Raw genomic sequence first — 18,978 nt, 5'->3', positions numbered from 1 at the left:
GGCCCGGCCGGTGGGCCCGAGCTCCCTCTCGCGTCGTCGACAAGCATTCGGACATCGTAAACAGGACTTGAACATGAAATCACCGGCCGATGAACGCAATCGTGCGCCAGGACACACCGGGGCGGTCTCGTCCTGCCGGATCAGCCCGTCCGGCATATCCTTGAACCTGCTCGTGGGGGAGAAGCCGAATATGGCGCAGACGGTGGACGGAGTTCGCTCATGACCGAACACCAAGTCGGCACGGTGCCGGCCGATATCGGAGACGAGGTCGACGACCTCGCGCCGAGCGGACCGGCGGTGCTGTTCGTGTGCACACACAATTCCGGGCGGTCGCAGATGGCCGTGGCCTTCTTCAATCATCTGGTCGGTGATCGCGCGCTGGGACTGTCCGGCGGCTCGCAGCCGGCCGCCCAGGTCGATCCGCTGGTGGTGCGGGTGATGGCCGAACGCGGCATCGATATCACCGGCGCGATCCCGAAGGAGTGGACCGACGCGTTGCTGCAAACCGCGGACGTGGTCATCGACATGGGCTGTGAGGACACCGATCCGCTCATGTTCGGGCACCGCTTCGAAATGTGGCCGCTGCCCGATCCGCACGGCCGGGGGATCGAGGAGATCCGGGCCATCCGCGACGATATCGAGCAGCGGGTGCGGCGGCTGATCGTCAATCTCGGTCTGGCCGTGCGTAGTCGGGTCTAGCTTCGCTGCCCGTTCAATGGAGCGCGCCTCGGGTGCGCCGCCAGGCGTAGCCGAGGAAGACCACCAGGCCGATCAGCGGCAGGGTGCTCAGCGCCCAGCTCAGGGCGATCGGGGGACCGGGCTGCTCCAGTACCGCCAGGTCGCGCAGTTCGCCCACGCCCCTGCCCTGCGGGCCGTCCACGGTGAAGCGGAAGGTCCAATTGCCCTGCCGGTCCAGGGAACTCACGTCCAGTCCCCAGACCTCACGCTTGCGGGGATGGCGCGAGAGCGGATCGTCGTCGCGAATCCGGCCGCCCGGCTGGATCTGTTCGAGCACACCGGATTTGCCCTCGATGCCGCCGTCGGGGGCGAAGGTGAAGTCCAGGGATTGCATTGCCCGCAAAGGCCATTCGCTGAATCCCACGGTCAGCGTGTACGGGCCCGCCTGGACGCGCTCGGTGTGCACGATGCTCACCGGCTGATAGGCGGCGGCGGTGCCGGCCGAGAGCAGCAGCAGGCCGAACACCGCGAAAAGCGTTGCGGTGACCATCATCAGCCGGGATTTCACGCGCGCACCTCCTGCGCCGGGGCGGACTGTCCGGGGGCGGTGAGCCGCAGCATGCCGCCGAAGCCCCAGCCGAAATAGCCTCCGACGCAACCGAACAGGGCCGCCAGCGCAGCGGTGGACACGATGGCGTCCACGACCAGCGGGCGGGAACCGTAGATGAGAATCGTCTGCCAGGGCGCGCACAGCGCGATCACCGCGCCGCCGAAACCGCCCACCAGCGTGGGCAGCAGCCGCGACGCGGGGCGGGCCCGGCGCAGCAGCAGGTCCATGACCAGGCCCAGCGGGATCAGGCACAACGGCACCAGGGCGGGCGTCACCGGAATGCCGCGCAGATTGTCGCGCACCGGCAATCCCACCGCGTCGGCGTAGGCGTGCGCGGCCCACGGGGCGAACAGCCAGAACGCGCCCTGCATGGCCGAGGCGGTGGCCGCCACGATGGTGGCCCCGAAGCGGCGGAAGGCCGCGCCCGACATCAGGAGCATGAGGGTCATGAACGCGGTGACCACGGTCGTCCAGCGCACGGTCCCGGCATTCAGCTGCGAAACCGCCAGGGCGGTCACGGTACTCGAGGTCAGCAGATGCCCGAGGCAGACCAGCGCGCCGATCTCACCCCACGCTTGTCTGCGGGCGGAGGCGAAGACGATCACCGTGCCCACCGAGGTCAGTGTGCTGGACAGGAACAGGCCGATGTGCGGCGGCGAGTCGATCACCGCGTCGAAGCCGTAGATGCTGTGCCACCACAGATCCCACAGGCCGTACAGCAGGAACGATGCCGCGCCCAGGCTCGCCACCAGGTATCCGAGCGGGGCGGTGAAGGTGCGGCCGAAGACGGCGATGCCCGGGCCGCCCAGTTCGGGATCAACCGCGCGGCCCGCGCGCCCGGCCGCAGTGGTGGTGAGAATGACTGCCAGCGCGGCGAATCCGGCGACGGCGGCGCTGGCGTAGATGAACAGGTGCGGCACCGTGAAGAAGGTGTCCGGGCCGACATCGGCGTGCCACTGGATGTCCCAGGTCGCGCCGACCGCCCAGAGCATATTGGCGGCGAACAGGATCGACGCGGGAACCCACGGCTTGATACTCGCGCGGGTGGCGGTGGCGACGCGCGTGGTGCTGCTCCCGCCGGAGGCAGTGAGGTCCATGGCTGCTCCTGACTGTTCTTTTCGGTTGACCTGCAGGATGTTCGGCTGCCTGTGGGTTGGCTGTGCTGGTGTCAGTCGGCTTTCGCTTGCACGGCGAAAGTCGCGCGGCCGCTGCCTTCGGGGCCGGACAGGTCCACGGCGATCTCCCATTGGCCGGGCATGGGGAGATTCACTGTCGCGCGGTAGCGGCCCGGGGTGATCGGTTCCGCGGCGGCCGGGGGCACGGCGTGACCCATCTGCGGCATGGCGGGTTCGACGGCGACCTGGTCCGGAGCCACGGGATTGCCCGCGTGATCGGTGATTTCGAGGTCGACGGCATTGTCACCGGTGTGCGCTCCGCCGCTGGTGTGCGAGCCGTCGTTGACAGTCAGTCGGACCAGGTAGGGGCCGGCGGTCATGCGCGGGGATTGTGTTGCGGCGCTGGGCCACAGCCACCAGGCCACGATCACCGCGATCACGGCGAGCGCGACCGCGAGGACTCCCCGTCGAAGCGTCATGGCGTTCCTTCCGCTGTGACTTCGACCGTGGCGGGCACGGTCAGCACGGCGTATCCGCGTTCGGCCTGGGCCCACACCAGGTAGCGGCCCGGCAGTGGAAACGTATGGGTGAAGGCGACATCCGGGCCGTAGACGGCCACGGACTCGTCCGGGGGCTGGGAGCCCGGAGCGGGCGGGGGCGGCATGGCGTGGGCGTGCACCCAGATGGGGGCGGTGGCCGCGGCGGCGCCGGTGGGGGTGTCGGCGGGGAGGGGGCCCACGGCGATGAGGTGGCCGATCATGCCGAGCCAGGGTTGCAGGTCGGCGGTGCCGCCGAAATGCGCTGTGAGCGTTCCGGGTTTGCCGGCGAGCAGGGTGGTTGTCGTGAGTTCGCCTGTACCGGTGGGCGGAGCAGCGGTGACGGGGACCGCGGTGATCGGCAACCCCGCGCGCAGCAGCTGTGTCCCGCCGCCCCGGCGCGCGATCTCGGCGGCGAAGGCGTAGTCGCCGGATGCTGTGAGCGGCAGGAGAACCCGGTACTCACCGGGGGCGGTGCGCACCGGATGACGGTGCCAGAACCCGCCGTCCGGGCCGACCACCATGAGGTGCAACAGCGCGTCGTCATTGACCAGCAGGTCGTCGACGGGCCTGCCGGTGGCCGCGTCGGTGAGCGACAGCGTCACCTCGTTCGCCTGCGCCCGCAGCGTCCAGTTCACCGGTGGCCGTGAGTAATTCGTGGTCAGCGGCAGGTCCCGCTCGGGGTACGGGTCGTCGATATTGCCCGAGGTCGGATCGATCAGGCTGCCCGCCGCGCGCGGCAGGGGTGCGCTCGCGGACAGGATGGACCCGGTGACGCCGACCGCCACCGCCGCCACCATCGCGCCGACGGGCAGCAGCGTCACCCGGCCGCGTTTGGAGACCAGGGCGGTGCCGAGCGACACCACCAGCAGCACACCGGCGGCGAAGAATCCGCCGTAAGCCGCACGCTCCCAAGGCATTACCAGTGGTGCGGCGACCAGGAACGGGATCCTGCCCGTTCGTTGGCCATCGGAGACCGTCAACTCCCACGGACCGGAGCCGTCCACCCGCAGCGTGGCCGGGTGGATGCCCGGCTGTTCGGTGAGATCGACTGTGGCCGAGGAGCTCTCGCCGATTCGATCGGTGGGGGCGGCGGTGAGCGTGAGCCGCCCCGCAGGCGATCCCCGGTGGCTGACGATCTCCACCCGCAGTGGGCCGGGCACCGGCTGGGCCCGCCGCACGATCACCGTCAGCTCCCGCTCGCCCAGTGATTGCGCCACCATCAGATCGGCCCCCGCCGCCATCCCGTCCGCCCGTGCCGTCCCACCGGCGAGCAGAAATACTGCGAGCAGAACGGTGCTGAACACGCCCGCCGTACGGCACCTGCTGCGGAGGCGATCGGTCGTCGGCGGCTGCACTACTCCGAACCTACCGAAAAACTGCGACCGTGAGTACCGCCTGCCGCGCAACATGTTTCATTCGCGAACGGCTGATAGCCTGCCTTCGTGCGAGGGAGGCGACCCGCCGGGGGGATATTCCGGGTCTTGATGTCGGTGCTGGCTGTGCTGCTGGCGGCTGCGGCCCCGCAGGCGTTCGCCGATCCCGTCGATCCGCCCTGGGGTGAGAAGCGGTGCGCACCGTCCAGCGGTCGCGCGCCGGAGACCGCCACCCCCGAGGAGGTGGGTCTCAATCCGCAGCTGGTGGCCGACGCGGTCGCCTTCGCTGCCGCCCGGCAGCGCCTCGACATCCAGATCTACCGCAACAACTGCCTGGTCGCCGTCGGTCCGACGCATGAGCGCGACGGCGGCATCGCCTGGAATCTGTGGAGCGCCACCAAGGGCGTCGTGTCGCTCATCGCGGGCGCGGCCTACACCGACGGGCTGCTCGATATCGACGCGCCCATCGACCTCTACCTGCCGCACGGCCTCGGCGATATCGAGCATCGCGCCATCACCGTGCGCGATCTGCTCACCGAGACTTCGGGATTGCGCAATTCCGTGATCGCCGAGGGGCTGACCCTGCCCGTGGACCCCGATGTGGTGGCCCAAGCCCTCGCGGTGCCGTTCGCCTTCCCGCCCGGCACCGGCCCCACCTACAGTCAGCGCGCCGTGGACCTGCTGGTCTACGTGATCCAGCAGGCCGTGGGCGCCGACTTCCAGGACTACGCGCAGCGCCGCGTCTTCGGCCCGCTCGGCATCCGGTCCGGCGACTACCACTGGGCGCGAGACCGTTCCGGCCACACCTACGGCTACGCCCACCTGCTCATGCCGCCCGACGACTTCGCCAAACTCGGCCTGCTCACCCTCAACGAGGGCCGCTGGAACGACACCACCGTCATCTCCGCCGACTACCTGGCCATGGCCCGCACCCCCGAACGCCAGAACTGCTACGGCTTCCTGCTGGCCATCGGAAGCAATGGCTGCTCAGGCGATTTCGACGGTTTCCCCGGCGAGATCTCCGCCATGACCGGCTGGCTCCTGCAAACCAACTACATGATCCCCGACCTGAACCTGCTGGTCTCCTGGACCGGCCTGGGCGGCGGCACTCCCGGTCAAGGCGTGCAGGGCGTCCTCGAAGACGACGGCGAACTCCAGCAAACCTTCTTCCGCATGCTCGCCGACGCCTTCGACCTGACCCCCACGGCGCCCCGAGTCCCCTCCCCGGACGCCAACGCCCTGCCCGACCTGGGCAAACTCATCGACCCCGAGATCGCCCTGGGCGCCCTGGGTCTCGGCCGCGCCGCCTACCCCGGCTGCACCGTCCTGACCTGCCTGGATCATCCCCTGGCCGCGCCATTCGCGGGCTGGCCCGCCGGCTGCTTCATCCTGGCCTGCCTCCCCGCCGTCCCCACCGCCCCCGCCATTCGCGACCGGTAGCCGGCGGGCCACACCCGGGCGGCCGTCACTGCGGCCCCCGCAGCCAGCGCTGCCAACACCAAAGCCGCTGCGAGCTGACCCTTCTCGGCTCCCACCCACCCCGCGATCGGGTAGGTGAGCAGGAAGCACGCATGCGACAGCGAGAACTGCGCCGTGAACACCGCCGCCCGGTTCTCCTCGGTGGACTGCTCGCGGAGCAGGCGCGCCGACAGTGTGTTCACCATGGAGGTCCCCGCGCCGAGCGCAATCCACAACGGCGCCAACACCATCCACCCCAGCGCCGCCGTAGCGTGCAGCCCGGGAACGACCGCCGCCCCGAGCAGCCCGACCGGCAGCACCGCGCATCCCGTCAGCATGAGCCGCCGATCACCGACCGCGCTGAGCACCCGCGGCACCGCGATCGCCACCACCATGGACCCCGCCCCGAAGCAGGCCAGCGCCACCGCCACCCCGGTATTCGTTCCGCCGAGCAGATCCCGCACGTACACAACGGTATTCACAATGACCAGCGCGGTAGCCGCCGCGACCGCCATGTTCATGGCCAGCAGCCCCCGCAGCACCGGCCGCCGCCACATGAACCGCACGCCACGAGTGATCCTGTGCCCCAATGGGATCTCCCGCTCACCCGTCATCGTCCTCGGCAGTCGCGTGCCCACCACCAGCAACGCCGATCCCACGAACCCGGCCGCGGTTCCGACGAACAGCATGTGAAAGCTCATCACCGTGAGCAGTCCGGCCGCCAGCATCGGACTCAGCAACGCCTCCAGGTCATACGCCAACCGCGACAGCGACAGCCCCCGCGTGTAGTCCTCTTCCCGCTCGAGCACCGACGGAATCACCGCCTGAAACGCCGGCGTGAACGTGGCCGAGGCGGCTTGCAGGAGAAAAATCAGCACATAGATCTGCCAAACCTCTCCCACCATCGGCAATGTCAATGCAATCGCAGCCCGCACCACATCCGCCGACACGAGCAGCGCCCGCCGGGGCACCCGCTCCGTAACCGCCGCCATGACGGGCGCCACCCCCACATAAGCCACCATCTTGATGGCCAACGCGGTCCCCAGCACCGCCCCGGCATCGCTCCCCGCCAGCTCGAAGGCCAACAGCCCCAATGCCACCGTCAATAGACCGGTTCCCACCAGGGCCACCACCTGAGCGGCGAACAATCGCAGGAACGCCCGGTGCCGCAATATTTCGATCATCTGCGCTCCTCGGGCCGCCATCCTGTCCGCACCTCGCCCACATTACAACGAGTGCGCAGATGTGCACATATTGACCTATTGGTTCGGCCGATTCCCGCCACCCGGCACCGGTGGCTGACCGAAGGCCCCGATCCGGGTCAGTCGCGGGGGCGGGCCAGGTGGGTTTCGGTGAGACGGCCTCGGAGGGTTACCGATTCGCCGAGTTTCCAGTGGTCGGCCTCGAGAGGGTCGGCGGAGGTCAGGGCGGTGGCGGAGGCGAGGACTCGGGATTCGTCCTGCTTGGCCAGTTCGCAGAGGCGGGCTGCTTCGTTGACGGCGTCGCCTATGACGGTGAATTCGTAGCGGCGGTGGGCGCCTACGTTGCCGGCGACCATGCGACCGGCTGCCACGCCTATGCCTGCTTCGAATTTGTTCGTGGTGGTGGCGAGGCGGGTGTGGATGGCGCGGGCGGCGGAGAGAGCGGCGCCGGAGGCGTCGAGGTGCGGGGCGGGGGCGCCGAAGATGGCGAGGGCGGCGTCGCCTTCGAACTTGTTGACCAGGCCGCCGTGGCGTTCCACCTCGTCGACGACGATGGCGAAGAACTCGTTGAGGAGGGTGACTATCTCGGGGGCGGGGCGGGTGGAGGCCATGGTGGTGGAGCCGATGATGTCGATGAAAAGGGCTGCGGCTTCGACCTCTTCGCCGCCCAGTTCGGGGTTGCGCGCCAGCGCGGCCGCGGCCACGTCGTCGCCCACGTGGCGGCCGAAGAGGTCGCGAATCTTCTCGCGTTCACGCAGGCCGGCGACCATGTGGTTGAAACCGCTTTGGAGTTCGCCCAATTCGGTGCCGTCGTAGACGGTGACCGCCACGTCGAGGTCGCCGTCCTCGACGCGGCGCATGGCATTGCGGACGCCGCGGATGGGGGCGACGGTGGCGGCGAGGGTTTGCGTCATGAGGATGAGGCCGAAGACCAGGGCGGCGCCGCCGAGGGACAGGATGCACACGGCCAGGCGGTCGATGCTCATGTCCATGCCGGCCAGGGCCAGGATGCCGATGGTCATGAGCAGGGCCACGGGGGTGACCGAACCCAGCATCCAGACCAGCAGGGAGCGGCCGAAGACGCCGAGGCCGCGGCGGCGGCGGGTGGTGGCGGCGGTGAGGACGCGGGCCGTCACCAGGCGCAGGGCGAACTCGGCGATGAGATAACTGTTGGTGCACACCACGATTGCGCTGAAACCGATGCCCAGGATCAGCTTCGGGGACAGGGCGGCATCATGCAGGGCGTACAGCGGAGTCAGCACCGCCATGCCGCCGAACCACAGCAGGGCCTGGTGCACCACCAGGCGGCGCGGCACGCTGGTGGCGGCGGTCTGCTCGGCCTCGGTGGGCACATGGTCGGGGTCGGTGGCCCAGCGCAGGGTGCGCATCCCCCAGACCGTGCCCCAGCCGAAACCGGCGACGATCGCGGTGCACACGTAGATCGGGGTGGCGACGAAATTCAGCAGCACCAGCTCGCGGGTGAAGATGGACGGGCCGGGCAGCACCAGCCCGATCAGGACGGCGGCGACGGCCACACCGGTCATGTTCGCCAGCAGCAGGGGCACAGTCAGCAGCAGTTGGAGACGCAGCCGCCGCGTCGTCGCACCCTCGTCGGCGGGGCCGAGCAGGCGCGACCCGAAGGGGGACGCGCCCAGTGCGGCGGGCGTCACATCACTGTCGACCATGATCGCAGCCTATGGGGAGATCACCCGGAGGCGGCGAACGACCTGGCCGGGCGGGTGGAATCAACCGCCGCCGGGAACGTTGGCAGCAGATATGAGCACGGCACCGCAGGCGATCCCCTACTCCATCCTCGACCGGTCACGCGTGCGACAGGATCAGGCGTATCCCGAAGCCCTGCGCGAAACCGTCGAGTTCGGGCAGCTCGCCGAACAGTGGGGGTATCACCGCTTCTGGGTGTCCGAGCATCACAGCGTCCCGGGCGTGGCAGGGTCCGCGCCGACGGTGCTGGCCGCGGGCGTCGCCGCCGCGACCCGGCATATTCGGGTGGGCACCGGCGGGGTGATGCTGCCGAATCATCAGCCGCTGGTGGTGGCCGAACAGTTCGGGGTGCTGGAGTCGCTGTATCCGGGGCGCATCGACATGGGTCTGGGGCGTTCGGTCGGATTCACCGACGGGGTGCGCCGTGCGCTCGGACATGACAAGCGCGACGCCGAGGATTTCGACGCGCAGTTGAGCGAACTGCTCGACTTCGTCACCAAGGGCCGCAGCGGCGTACACGCCTGGCCCGCCGAGGGATTGCACATTCCGGCCTACCTGCTGGCCACCGGTTCCGGTGCGGCGCGCGCGGCCCGCTTCGGACTGCCGCTGGTGATCGCGGCCTTCCCGACCGAGGCCGCCATGATCGAGTCGATCACCCGGTACCGCAACGACTTCCGGCCCAGCGCCTGGTCGGCCGCACCGTACGTGATCGTCTCCAGCTCGGTGGTCGTCGCCGACACCGTGGCGGAGTCGCGCCGGCTGCTCATGCCGGAAGCGTGGTCCGCCGCGTACTCCCGCACCCAGGGTGAGTTCCCGCCGCTGCTCCCACCCGAGCGCATCGAGGCTCTGACGATGACCGACCGTCAGCGCCGGATCTTCGATGAGTCCATGCGCGGCCACATCCACGGTCCGGAGGAGGTGGTCCTGCCCGCACTCGAATCGCTGGTGGATCGCACCGGTGCCGACGAAATCCTGGTCCACACCAGCACGTACGACCGCGCGGCCCGCCTCGACTCGCACCGCCGACTGGCCGAGGCGCTCAACCTGGCCGGCGCCGATGCCATTGGAGACGCGATTCCAGCTGCGCCGCAACGGAGATGAGCAGCGCTTCGCTGTCGGGTCCGCCCATGAGCTGAGCGCCGAGAGGTAGTCCGTCGGCGGTGAATCCGGCGGGGACGGCGATGCTGGGCCAGCCCAGGGTATTCCACGGGAAGTTGTAGGGACTGGTCGCGATGGCCGCGCGATAGGCGGTGAAAGTGCTTGCGCTGTCGATGACATCGATCGCCGGCGGGGGAGTCGCGGTGGTGGGGGCGAGAATCAGATCCACCTCGTCGAAGATGCGCCCGATGCGCCGCGCCAGGATCGGTTCCACCCGCTGCTGAGCGACCCGGGCGGCGAGTGCTCCCGGGCGGCCCATACGCACATTCCAGCGGGTGTGGGCGTCGATGCGGGCTCCGGGCCCGAGACTGTCGAAAGCCTCCGCGATGCCTCGCCCCGAGCGCGTGCCCCAGCACAGGATCAGGCGCGGATCGTAGGCGGGATCGGCGGCCGTGACCCGGTGCCCGAGGTCGCGCAGCGCCTCGGCCACGGCTTGCACCGCGGTGCGGACCGGCGGGGACAGCGTCGCCGGGAATGGCGTGTACGGGATGGCCAGCGACAGCGCGATCCGCCGCGATCCGGGATCGTGAGTGGCTGCGGCGGAGAAGGTTTCGCCGGAGTCGGCGAGCACATCCAGGACGAGAGCGGCATCGGACACCGTGCGCGCCAGCGGGCCGATGACGGTCAGCCCGTACGCATCGACCGGAGGCGCGGGCACCCGGCCGCGAGAAGGCTTGATACCCACCAGATTGGTCCAGGCGGCCGGGATGCGAATGGAGCCGCCGGTGTCCGAGCCGAGCGCGGCGGGCACGAGACCCGCCGCGACGGCCGCCGCGCTCCCGCCGGAGGAGCCGCCCGGGGTGTGCTCGAGCTGCCACGGATTCCTGGTGTGCCCGAAGGCATCTCCGTGCGTGAACGGCCACTCGCCGAGTTCGGGCGTGTTGGTCTTGCCCACCACAATGGCGCCCGCGCCCCGGAGCCTGCGCACCACCTCGGAATCCTCCGACTTGGCCGGCAGTTCGCCGCCACAGCCGAATGCCGTTGGCTCACCGGCGATATCGACATCGTCCTTGATGGCGATGGGAACGCCCAGCAGGGGAGCGGTCGCACCGGCGGCGATGCGCCGATCGGACTCGCGCGCCTCGATCAGGGCGGCGTCGCGGCGGATGCGCCGGAACGCATTGAGGGTGGCCTGGGCGGCTTCGATCCTTTCGAGCGTCTCGGCCACCAGCTGGGTGGCGGTGATCCGCCTGCCGATGAGGGCTCGTCGGATCTCGCCGAGGCCGAGGTGGGCGATCTTGGGTTGTTCGACTGTCATCGTCGAACTCCTCCCCCTGGATTCGGAATCGCGACCGGATTCAGTGTCGCAGCTCAGGGCCTGAAAAAAAGTTTTAGTCAGATCTACTAAAACCATGCTACGGTGGTCGCATGATCGAAGCGATGGTGCGAACCGACTCTGGGGCCCGGCCCGATGATGTCGAGTTCATGCGCTTCCCGGGTGGGGAGTGGTTCGTGAAGCCGGGATCGGAGTTCGACCCGCGCGCCGAGCGCTTCGCGGTGGTGCGCGGCGGATTCCCGGACGACCTGCTGGCCCTGGGTATGTGGGCCGATCTGGTTCGCCATCACGGACACGCGGCACGGGTGCTCATGCCCTACACTCCGGCCGCCCGGACCGATCGTGATGTGCCCTGTGGCGCAAAGGTTTACGCGGCAGTCATCGGGGCCTTCGCCGACGAGCTGATCTACGCCGATATCCATTCCGAGCTCGCGAAGCAGCAGCTGACCGGGATCAAGACGGCCGAAATCCCGCTCGGCACTCTGGTTTCCGCTGCCGTACCGGCCGATTACGACCTGGTCGTCGCCCCCGACAAAGGCGCGGCCGGCCGGGCGGCCGAGGTTGCCGCGGCGCTGGGCGGGCTGCCGGTGGGCCACGGCCGCAAGCGGCGCGACCCCGCGACCGGGAAGCTGGGCGGTTTCGAGTTCGACCCCGCGCTGGTCGCCGGTCGGCGCGCCCTCGTGGTCGACGATGTGTGCGACGGCGGCGGCACCTTCGCCGGATTGGCTGCGGCAGGCGAATTTTCGGCCGCCGAACGGGTGGACCTGTGGGTCACCCACGGTGTCTTCTCCGGCGGCCCCCGCCTGGCCGCCAATCTCGCGCCCTTCGCGCGGATCTACACCACCGACTCCCATCCCGGCGCGCGGGCCGCCGCCCGCCACTTCGACCTGATCTCCGTGACCGACATCGTCGAACACGCTCTCACACAAGGAATCCTGTGATGTTTCGCAATATCGTCGACCCCCTGTTCCTGACCGACGCCTACAAGCTGGACCACCGCCGCCAGTACCCGCCGGGCACCACCCGCGTGTACTCCAATCTGACCCACCGCGCCTCGCGCATCCCCGGTGTCGGCCAGGTCGTGCACTTCGGTCTGCAAGCCTTCATCCAGGATGTGCTGACCGACGCCTTCGGCCGCTTCTTCGCCGCCGACGTCGAGCAGGTGTGCGCCGAGTACGAGCGCCGCGTCACCGCCGTCGTGGGACCGAATGTCATTGGCAGTGCGCACATTCGCGCCCTGCACGCACTGGGCTACCTGCCGCTGTCGATCCGCTCGCTGCCGGAGGGGACGGCCGTCCCGATCAAGGTGCCGGTGCTGACCGTGGAGAACACCCACCCGGACTTCTTCTGGCTGACCAACTACATCGAGACCGCGCTGTCGGCGGCCGTCTGGCAACCGTCCACCTCGGCCACCACCGCCTGGCGGCTGCGCCGGCTGCTGGAGGAGCGCGCCCGCGCCACCGGTGCGCCGAGCGCGGCCGTGGACTTCCAAGGCCACGACTTCTCCTTCCGCGGCATGCCCGGCCTGGAGGCGGCCGCCGCGTCGGGCGCGGCACACCTGCTGTCGTTCACCGGCTCGGATTCGCTGGTGTCGGAGGATTGGATCCGCTACTTCTACCCCGACGACTCGGGCGAGCCGATCCTGGCTTCCGTTGCGGCGACCGAACATTCGGTCATGTGCGCGGGCACCCGGGAATCGGAGGACGACACCTACCGGCGACTGCTGGAGCTGTACCCGAACGGCATCGTGTCGGTGGTCAGCGACACCTTCGACCTGTGGCGGGTGCTGACCGAAACCCTGCCCGCCCTGCGCGAGCGCATCATGGGCCGCGACGGCACCCTGGTGATCCGGCCCGACTCGGGCGATCCGGAGACCATTCTGTGCGGGACCGGGATCGACGACAGCCCCGCCGGACGCGGCGTGGTGCGACTGCTGTGGGAGACCTTCGGCGGCACCGTGAACGAGGCCGGCTACCGGGTGCTGGACCCGCATGTCGGTGTCATCTACGGCGATTCGATCACCCACGATCGCGCCGACGCCATCACCGCCCGGCTGGCGAGCCTGGGATTCGTCTCCACCACAGTGGTTTTCGGCGTCGGGTCGTACACCTATCAGTACGTCACCCGCGACACCTTCTCCTCGGCGGTGAAGGCCACCTATGTGGAGATCGACGGGCGGGGGCGCGACATCTTCAAGGATCCGGTCACCGATTCGGGCACCAAGCGCTCGGCGCGCGGACGGCTGGCGGTGCTGCGCGACGACGCGGGCGAGCTGTACGTCCAGCAGCAGGCCACGCCCGAGCAGGAGGCGGCGAGCGAACTGGCGGAGGTGTGGCGGGACGGTGAGTTCCTGCGCCGCGAGGGGTTCGCCGCGATCCGGGCGCGGCTGCGTGCGCAGCCCCGTTCGGCGGCAACCGAACTCGCGCGGAACTACACCGGCCTGCCGGTCGCCGAACTCGGCCGGATCCCGGCAGAGCGCTGAATCATGCTGCGCGCTGGGTGGATTCGCCGCCACCCTCGCCGTGCAGCTGCTCGTGGTAGGCCTTGTGAATGGCGCACCGGTGTACCGGTCCGGGCTTCACGAAGGCCGGGTCCAGGCGTTGCACGAAGGTGAGATTGTCCCGGCGCCAGCAATCGACACAAACTCGCTCGTCCATGACGGCCTCCTCGGTCCTACGCGCTGTGCCCCTTTGCACGCACATCTCTCGCGAGATGAGTTCCCGATTTTCGGGGCGATCAGCGCGTCGTATCCATGAACTCACCACGATGCGGCCGGATTGTTACGCGGGGGTGAGATCTGTGTGCCGAGCAGCAGGGGCCAGGGCGGCTGATGCGCGGTGCCCAATGCGGGTCTCAGATCGTCGAGCCAACGCGCGGCCTGGTCGTATTGGGCCAGGAACGGCAGGTTCACCAGGTCCGGGTCCCGGCATTGCAGCAGGCGCAACGACAGGTAGCGGTGGCCGTGGATGCGGGGGATGCCGTCCAGCACGACCTTGCCGGGCCCGGTGGACATGACCGGGCCGCGCACGGTGCGGCAGAGGCCGGAGACCGCGCGGTAGGCGGTGGTGAAGATCTGGTGTGCGCGCACGAGCGGGACCTCGAAGTATTCGCGCGGACCGGTCTCGCGTTCGACGAAGGCGTAGTAGGGCACCATGCCCATTCGGGTTTGGGTGCGCCACATTTCGGCCCAGATCTCGGGAGAGTCGTTGACCGAGTGGACGATCGGGCCCTGGGTGCGGATGCTCGCACCGGTGCCGAGGAGCTGGCGGACGGCCTGGGCGGCCAGGTCGGTGCGCAGTTCGCGGGGATGGGTGAAGCGGGCCAGGATGGCCAGATTCCGGCCGCTGTCCACGATGCGATCGAACAGTCGTAGCAGCTCGCCGGTATCGGGGGCGGAGAGGAAGCGGGCGGGCCAGTGGGCCAGCGAGCGGGTGGCGATGCGGATCGACTCGATGTGGCCGAGTCCGGGGGCCGTCAGCAGCGGAATCACGCAGCGGGACAGGGAGTCCGCCGACAGGGCCATGGGGTCGCCGCCGGTGAGCAGCACATCGGTGACGGCCGGGTGGGCGCGCAGGTAGGTGGTGAGCCGGTCGATGTCGCGGGCGGAGTTCTTGCGGCCCTGGCTCGGGCAGAACAGCACGGTCTCGGGGTATCGGTGTGCGATCCCGTGCAGGCGTTCACCATTCAGCATGGGGATGTTCGAATCCGGCCGGCCGATCGGGTACGGGTCGAGCTTGTGCAGGATTGCCTTTGCGGCGCTGTGGATCTCATCGGTGGACGCATTGCGCCGCAGCAGCCGGACGAGCAGTTCGGTGTACTCGGCCGGCAGCAGCTCGGGCAGTGGGAAGACGAGCCGGTAGATGGGATCGTCCGGGGCGGAATCCCAGTCGATGAGCTCGTCGATCACGTAGTCGTTGACGTGGAAGGGGAGTACGGTCGCGGCGGCCCGGGTTCTCAGCCGTTCCCGGGCCGAGAGTCCGGCCCGGGCGGTGAGGGCGTCCAGGTGTGCCGCGTGATAGAAGCGGGGACGGGAGCTGACCGGTGCCATGAGCATCGACCCCTTTGCCCTTGCGCACGTACGGATTCCGGTCGCGGCGTAGCGATCTGTGTCCATTGTGACGGGCGCGAGGCCCGGAGGTTCTCAGAATGCCGCCAGGACACAGGTCCCGATGAACACGATTTGGACGACGGTGCGCAACGGTAGCGGCATGGTCTTGATGCCCTGACCCGAGCGGGCGGCGTGCACATTGGCCGGGAACATGACCACCATCAGGACCGCCAGGCAGAGGGCGGCCGCGGGTGCGAAGAACGGGATCAAAAGGCCGACCGCTCCGGCTGTTTCGAGTACGCCGGTGAGCGTGACCAGGGCGGCGGGTGCGGGCAGCCGCGGCGGCAGCATGGCGATGAGGGCATTGCGGCGCGGCTGCAGGAAGTGCGCACTGGCCGTGAGCAGGAACATGGCGGCCAGGCCGAGGCGGGCGGCGTGCGGCCAGGAATCCAGCCAGTCGGTGAGTCCGAGCCACCCTGCGAGGCGGGTCGAGCCGGTGACGACGAGGAGAACGATGAGCGGTGCCATGAGGGGCTCCTGAAGCGGTGGCGGTGGATCTTGACACTGGCAAGATAAGGGTGACCTGCTAAACTTGTCAACGTCTAGATTGTGGTCGAGGATTGGGGGCATGACCAAGAGCGCGTATCACCACGGGGATCTGCGAGCCACGCTGCTGCACGCCGCGGCCGAACAGGTGGCCGCCGAGGGCGTGGACTCGATCTCGCTGCGGGCGCTGGCGCAGCGCGCGGGGGTCTCGCACGCGGCGCCCGCGCACCACTTCGGGAACCGGCAGGGGCTGCTCACCGAGCTCGCCATCGAGGGGCACGGGCTGCTCGCCGACGAACTACGCTCCGCCGCAGGCGATTTCCGAGAGGTCGCGGTCGCCTACATTCGATTCGCGCGGCGCTATCCCGGACACTTCGATGTCATGTTCCGGCGGGAGCTGCTGCGCGCCGACGACGAACGGCTGGCGGCCGCGCGAGAGCTGTCGGGGCGCGAATTGCGCAGCGGTGTCAGCGAACTCGGTGTTTCCACGCAGGGTGAACGCGCGGCTCGGCTGGCCGCCTGGTCGCTGGTGCACGGGTTCGCGTCACTGTGGCGCGAGGGCGCGCTGGAAGGCTCCGAGCTGGGTGGCGCGGATCCGGAAGAGCTCGCGCGCGGCATGCTCGCCGCGGTGGAGCTCAACGCAGGCTGACGCGGGCGCCGGCCGCCTCCAATTTGAGCTTCGCGGTCTCGGCCGGGCCCTGCTCGATCTTCTCCAGCACCGCCTTGGGCGCGGCTTCGACCAGATCCTTGGCCTCCTTGAGACCCAGGCCGGGAATCACCTCGCGCATGGCCTTGATGACCTGAATCTTCTTGTCCCCGAAGGATTCCAGGATCACATCGAATTCGCTCTGCTCCTCGGCGGCTTCGGCGGGACCGGCGTCGACGGCGGGCATGACGGCCACCGGCGCCGCCGCCGTCACGCCGAACTGTTCCTCGAACGCCTTCAGGAATTCCGATAGCTCGAGCAGGGTCATCTGTTTGAACACATCGAGCAATTCATCGATCGTCATCTTGGCCATGATCATTCCCCTGCTACGCCAAACGGGATCTCTCCAGGTTACGCCGTTCCCGGTGGTACGCGATTGAGCTTCGAGTGACCGGGTAAGCGGGCTGTGTGTGCACAGGTGCCGGTGATTGGAGGCAGGGTTATATGAGCACGGACCGCGATCCCAAACAGGAACAGCTGCAAGCCCACCGGGTCGACCGTGAACACGGCCGGCTCACCACCCAGCAGGGCGTCCGAGTCGACGACACCGACAATGCGCTGCGCATAGGGGAGCGGGGGCCGACCCTGCTGGAGGATTTCCATGCGCGCGAGAAGATCACGCATTTCGATCATGAGCGGATACCGGAGCGGGTGGTGCACGCGCGCGGGGCCGGGGCCTACGGGTATTTCCAGCCCTATGACGGCCGGCTGTCGGCGCACACCGTCGCGCAATTCCTGATCGATCCCCAGGTGCGGACGCCGGTGTTCGTGCGCTTCTCCACCGTGGCCGGATCGCGCGGCTCGGCGGACACCGTGCGCGACGTGCGCGGATTCGCCACCAAATTCTATACAGCACAGGGAAATTACGATCTGGTCGGCAACAACTTCCCGGTCTTCTTCATTCAGGACGGCATCAAGTTCCCGGACTTCGTGCACGCGGTGAAACCCGAGCCGCACAATGAGATTCCACAGGCGGCGTCGGCACACGACACCCTGTGGGATTTCGTGGCCATGCAGCCGGAGACGCTGCACGCCATTCTGTGGCTCATGTCGGATCGAGCGCTGCCGCGCAGCTACCGCATGATGCAGGGGTTCGGGGTGCACACCTTCCGGCTCGTGAATGCCGGGGGCCGAAGCACATTCGTCAAATTCCACTGGACGCCGAAGCTGGGGGTGCACTCGCTGATCTGGGACGAATGCCAGCAGATCGCCGGGCGCGACCCGGATTTCAACCGGCGTGATCTGTGGGAGAGCATCGAGGCCGGGCAGTATCCGGAGTGGGAGCTCGGGGTGCAGCTGATTCCGGAGGAACGCGAACACGACTTCGACTTCGACCTGCTGGACGCCACGAAAATCGTCCCCGAGGAACAGGTTCCGGTGCAGCCGGTGGGTCGGCTGGTGCTCGACCGCAATCCCGAAAACTTCTTCGCCGAGACCGAGCAGGTCGCCTTCCACACCGCGAATCTGGTGCCGGGCATCGACTTCTCCGACGATCCGCTGCTGCAACTGCGCAATTTCTCCTATCTCGACACCCAGCTGATTCGGCTGGGTGGGCCGAATTTCGCCCAGCTGCCGGTGAATCGGCCGGTCGCCGAGGTGCGCAACCATCAGCAGGACGGGTACGGGCAGCACGCGATTCCGCAGGGGCGGGCGAGTTACACGGTCAACAGCCTCGGCGGTGGCTGCCCCGCACTCGGCGACGGCGGCTTCCGGCACTATCCGCAAACGGTGTCCGGCACCGCCGTTCGCAAACGGGCCGAGAGTTTCGCCGACCACTATCGGCAGCCGCGCATGTTCTGGCGCAGCATGTCCGCACCCGAGGCCGACCATATCGTCGACGCCTTCGGCTTCGAACTCGGCAAGGTCGAGACGCCCGCCATTCGCGCCCACGTGCTCGAGCATCTGGTGCGGGTGGATCCGGTGCTGGCCACCCGGGTCGCGGCGAAACTCGGTATGCCGCCGCCGAATCCGCCCGGAGAACCCGAGCAGGTGCCGGTCTCCCCGGCGCTGTCACAGCTGGCGATGCCGGTGGATTCGATCGCGACCCGCAAGATCGCCATTCTGACCGAGGACGGGGTGGACGCGCCCGGTGTCGAACGCCTGCGCGCGTTGTTCATGGAGCGCGATGCGGTGCCGGAGGTACTCGCACCGCACGGTGGGCAGGTGCGCGGCGCCGATGGCGGCGATCTGACGGTGGACCGCGCCCTGCCCACCACCGCCTCGGTGCTCTACGACGCCGTCGTCGTCGCGGGCGGGGACGAGGCCGCGAAAGCCTTGTCCGGCAACGGGTTCGTGCTGCACTTCCTGTTGGAGGCGTACAAGCACGGCAAGCCGATCGGGGCGCTGGGCGGCGGAGCCGCCGTGCTGCGCGGCGTGCGTCTCGCCGATGACATCCCGCCGTACGGGCAGCTCGCCGAAGCGGACGGGGTGGTGCTGGCCGGATCCGACGGCGGCGACACCCTGGAGGAATTCACCACGACCTTCGCCGAACTGCTTGCCCGCCACCGCATCTGGCAGCGTGCCACCGCTCACGTGCCCGCCTGACGG

At 68.8% G+C, this 18,978-nt stretch carries 18 protein-coding genes; 7 read left to right on the top strand and 11 right to left on the bottom strand.

Features of this window, described 5'->3' with window-relative positions; all coding sequences use genetic code 11:
* Nucleotides 1-219: 219 nt before the first annotated feature.
* Nucleotides 220-699 (top strand): arsenate reductase ArsC, encoded by a 480-nt coding sequence (locus H0264_RS36295; protein ID WP_181581715.1) that lies wholly within the window; start codon nucleotides 220-222, stop codon nucleotides 697-699.
* 13 nt (nucleotides 700-712) lie between these two features.
* Here H0264_RS36295 and H0264_RS36290 read toward each other — a convergent pair whose 3' ends face one another.
* The 4 genes from H0264_RS36290 to H0264_RS36275 all read right to left on the bottom strand — a co-directional run bounded on the left by H0264_RS36290 (nucleotide 713) and on the right by H0264_RS36275 (nucleotide 4,246).
* Nucleotides 713-1,231 carry a hypothetical protein gene (locus H0264_RS36290; protein WP_181586093.1) on the bottom strand — a complete coding sequence of 173 codons (519 nt, stop codon included), beginning with the start codon at nucleotides 1,229-1,231 and terminating at the stop codon, nucleotides 713-715.
* Nucleotides 1,232-1,242: 11 nt separating this feature from the next.
* Nucleotides 1,243-2,385 (bottom strand): hypothetical protein, encoded by a 1,143-nt coding sequence (locus H0264_RS36285; protein WP_181581714.1) that lies wholly within the window; start codon nucleotides 2,383-2,385, stop codon nucleotides 1,243-1,245.
* A 71-nt stretch (nucleotides 2,386-2,456) separates the two neighbouring features.
* Entirely contained in the window at nucleotides 2,457-2,882 is a 426-nt protein-coding gene (locus H0264_RS36280) for a FixH family protein (protein ID WP_181581713.1), read from the bottom strand.
* Nucleotides 2,879-4,246, bottom strand: a complete 1,368-nt coding sequence (locus H0264_RS36275) for a hypothetical protein (protein ID WP_181581712.1) — start codon at nucleotides 4,244-4,246, stop codon at nucleotides 2,879-2,881. Before H0264_RS36275 ends, H0264_RS36280 begins: the two co-directional genes overlap by 4 nt.
* A gap of 180 nt (nucleotides 4,247-4,426) precedes the next feature.
* Between H0264_RS36275 and H0264_RS36270 the strand changes: the two genes are divergently transcribed.
* Nucleotides 4,427-5,755, top strand: a complete 1,329-nt coding sequence (locus H0264_RS36270; RefSeq protein WP_181581711.1) for a serine hydrolase domain-containing protein — start codon at nucleotides 4,427-4,429, stop codon at nucleotides 5,753-5,755.
* Here H0264_RS36270 and H0264_RS36265 read toward each other — a convergent pair.
* Nucleotides 5,656-6,957 carry an MFS transporter gene (locus tag H0264_RS36265; RefSeq protein WP_181581710.1) on the bottom strand — a complete coding sequence of 434 codons (1,302 nt, stop codon included), beginning with the start codon at nucleotides 6,955-6,957 and terminating at the stop codon, nucleotides 5,656-5,658. The two genes, H0264_RS36270 and H0264_RS36265, sit on opposite strands and share 100 nt — an antisense overlap.
* A gap of 137 nt (nucleotides 6,958-7,094) precedes the next feature.
* A complete protein-coding gene (locus tag H0264_RS36260; RefSeq protein ID WP_181581709.1) occupies nucleotides 7,095-8,660 on the bottom strand; it encodes an adenylate/guanylate cyclase domain-containing protein in 1,566 nt (521 codons plus the stop codon).
* A 91-nt stretch (nucleotides 8,661-8,751) separates the two neighbouring features.
* On the opposite strand from H0264_RS36260, the gene H0264_RS36255 reads away from it, so the two are divergent.
* Nucleotides 8,752-9,798, top strand: a complete 1,047-nt coding sequence (locus H0264_RS36255) for an LLM class flavin-dependent oxidoreductase (RefSeq protein WP_181581708.1) — start codon at nucleotides 8,752-8,754, stop codon at nucleotides 9,796-9,798.
* Here H0264_RS36255 and H0264_RS36250 read toward each other — a convergent pair.
* Nucleotides 9,737-11,113 carry an amidase gene (locus tag H0264_RS36250; protein WP_181581707.1) on the bottom strand — a complete coding sequence of 459 codons (1,377 nt, stop codon included), beginning with the start codon at nucleotides 11,111-11,113 and terminating at the stop codon, nucleotides 9,737-9,739. The genes H0264_RS36255 and H0264_RS36250 overlap by 62 nt on opposite strands.
* Before the next feature lie 110 nt (nucleotides 11,114-11,223).
* Here H0264_RS36250 and H0264_RS36245 point away from each other — a divergent pair, with 110 nt between their 5' ends.
* Both H0264_RS36245 and H0264_RS36240 read left to right on the top strand, forming a co-directional pair.
* Nucleotides 11,224-12,072, top strand: coding sequence for a phosphoribosyltransferase family protein (locus H0264_RS36245; RefSeq protein WP_181581706.1), 849 nt, complete (start codon nucleotides 11,224-11,226; stop codon nucleotides 12,070-12,072).
* The gene (locus tag H0264_RS36240; RefSeq protein ID WP_181586092.1) at nucleotides 12,072-13,613 is read left to right on the top strand and encodes a nicotinate phosphoribosyltransferase; all 1,542 of its coding nucleotides are present in this window, start codon (nucleotides 12,072-12,074) and stop codon (nucleotides 13,611-13,613) included. The genes H0264_RS36245 and H0264_RS36240 overlap by 1 nt, the downstream gene beginning before the upstream one ends.
* 1 nt (nucleotide 13,614) lies before the next feature.
* Here H0264_RS36240 and H0264_RS36235 read toward each other — a convergent pair whose 3' ends face one another.
* The 3 genes from H0264_RS36235 to H0264_RS36225 all read right to left on the bottom strand — a co-directional run bounded on the left by H0264_RS36235 (nucleotide 13,615) and on the right by H0264_RS36225 (nucleotide 15,707).
* On the bottom strand, nucleotides 13,615-13,788 hold the full coding sequence (locus H0264_RS36235) for a hypothetical protein (protein ID WP_181581705.1): 174 nt from the start codon (nucleotides 13,786-13,788) through the stop codon (nucleotides 13,615-13,617).
* A 101-nt stretch (nucleotides 13,789-13,889) separates the two neighbouring features.
* The gene (locus H0264_RS36230; protein WP_220139912.1) at nucleotides 13,890-15,179 is read right to left on the bottom strand and encodes a KamA family radical SAM protein; all 1,290 of its coding nucleotides are present in this window, start codon (nucleotides 15,177-15,179) and stop codon (nucleotides 13,890-13,892) included.
* A 93-nt stretch (nucleotides 15,180-15,272) separates the two neighbouring features.
* Nucleotides 15,273-15,707 (bottom strand): DoxX family protein, encoded by a 435-nt coding sequence (locus H0264_RS36225; protein ID WP_181581703.1) that lies wholly within the window; start codon nucleotides 15,705-15,707, stop codon nucleotides 15,273-15,275.
* Nucleotides 15,708-15,807: 100 nt separating this feature from the next.
* On the opposite strand from H0264_RS36225, the gene H0264_RS36220 reads away from it, so the two are divergent.
* Nucleotides 15,808-16,374 (top strand): TetR/AcrR family transcriptional regulator, encoded by a 567-nt coding sequence (locus H0264_RS36220; protein WP_181581702.1) that lies wholly within the window; start codon nucleotides 15,808-15,810, stop codon nucleotides 16,372-16,374.
* Here the strand turns inward: H0264_RS36220 and rplL are convergent.
* Nucleotides 16,361-16,744 carry a 50S ribosomal protein L7/L12 gene (gene rplL / locus H0264_RS36215; RefSeq protein WP_181581701.1) on the bottom strand — a complete coding sequence of 128 codons (384 nt, stop codon included), beginning with the start codon at nucleotides 16,742-16,744 and terminating at the stop codon, nucleotides 16,361-16,363. The two genes, H0264_RS36220 and rplL, sit on opposite strands and share 14 nt — an antisense overlap.
* Before the next feature lie 131 nt (nucleotides 16,745-16,875).
* Here rplL and H0264_RS36210 point away from each other — a divergent pair, with 131 nt between their 5' ends.
* Entirely contained in the window at nucleotides 16,876-18,975 is a 2,100-nt protein-coding gene (locus tag H0264_RS36210) for a catalase (RefSeq protein ID WP_181581700.1), read from the top strand.
* Nucleotides 18,976-18,978 lie beyond the last annotated feature (3 nt).

Source organism: Nocardia huaxiensis (genome assembly GCF_013744875.1).
Lineage (GTDB): Bacteria > Actinomycetota > Actinomycetes > Mycobacteriales > Mycobacteriaceae > Nocardia > Nocardia huaxiensis.
The sequence above is the reverse complement of the archived record's forward strand: the minus strand, read 5'-3'. Positions and strand labels throughout refer to the sequence as shown.

Bases quoted from the DNA above. Each gene is read 5' to 3' on its own strand.
- H0264_RS36295 (WP_181581715.1), top strand. From the start codon at position 220: ATGACCGAACACCAAGTCGGCACGGTGCCGGCCGATATCGGAGACGAG.
- H0264_RS36290 (WP_181586093.1), bottom strand. From the start codon at position 1,231: ATGATGGTCACCGCAACGCTTTTCGCGGTGTTCGGCCTGCTGCTGCTC.
- H0264_RS36285 (WP_181581714.1), bottom strand. From the start codon at position 2,385: ATGGACCTCACTGCCTCCGGCGGGAGCAGCACCACGCGCGTCGCCACC.
- H0264_RS36280 (WP_181581713.1), bottom strand. From the start codon at position 2,882: ATGACGCTTCGACGGGGAGTCCTCGCGGTCGCGCTCGCCGTGATCGCG.
- H0264_RS36270 (WP_181581711.1), top strand. From the start codon at position 4,427: ATGTCGGTGCTGGCTGTGCTGCTGGCGGCTGCGGCCCCGCAGGCGTTC.
- H0264_RS36265 (WP_181581710.1), bottom strand. From the start codon at position 6,957: ATGATCGAAATATTGCGGCACCGGGCGTTCCTGCGATTGTTCGCCGCT.
- H0264_RS36260 (WP_181581709.1), bottom strand. From the start codon at position 8,660: ATGGTCGACAGTGATGTGACGCCCGCCGCACTGGGCGCGTCCCCCTTC.
- H0264_RS36255 (WP_181581708.1), top strand. From the start codon at position 8,752: ATGAGCACGGCACCGCAGGCGATCCCCTACTCCATCCTCGACCGGTCA.
- H0264_RS36250 (WP_181581707.1), bottom strand. From the start codon at position 11,113: ATGACAGTCGAACAACCCAAGATCGCCCACCTCGGCCTCGGCGAGATC.
- H0264_RS36245 (WP_181581706.1), top strand. From the start codon at position 11,224: ATGATCGAAGCGATGGTGCGAACCGACTCTGGGGCCCGGCCCGATGAT.
- H0264_RS36240 (WP_181586092.1), top strand. From the start codon at position 12,072: ATGTTTCGCAATATCGTCGACCCCCTGTTCCTGACCGACGCCTACAAG.
- H0264_RS36235 (WP_181581705.1), bottom strand. From the start codon at position 13,788: ATGGACGAGCGAGTTTGTGTCGATTGCTGGCGCCGGGACAATCTCACC.
- H0264_RS36230 (WP_220139912.1), bottom strand. From the start codon at position 15,179: ATGGCACCGGTCAGCTCCCGTCCCCGCTTCTATCACGCGGCACACCTG.
- H0264_RS36225 (WP_181581703.1), bottom strand. From the start codon at position 15,707: ATGGCACCGCTCATCGTTCTCCTCGTCGTCACCGGCTCGACCCGCCTC.
- H0264_RS36220 (WP_181581702.1), top strand. From the start codon at position 15,808: ATGACCAAGAGCGCGTATCACCACGGGGATCTGCGAGCCACGCTGCTG.
- rplL (WP_181581701.1), bottom strand. From the start codon at position 16,744: ATGGCCAAGATGACGATCGATGAATTGCTCGATGTGTTCAAACAGATG.
- H0264_RS36210 (WP_181581700.1), top strand. From the start codon at position 16,876: ATGAGCACGGACCGCGATCCCAAACAGGAACAGCTGCAAGCCCACCGG.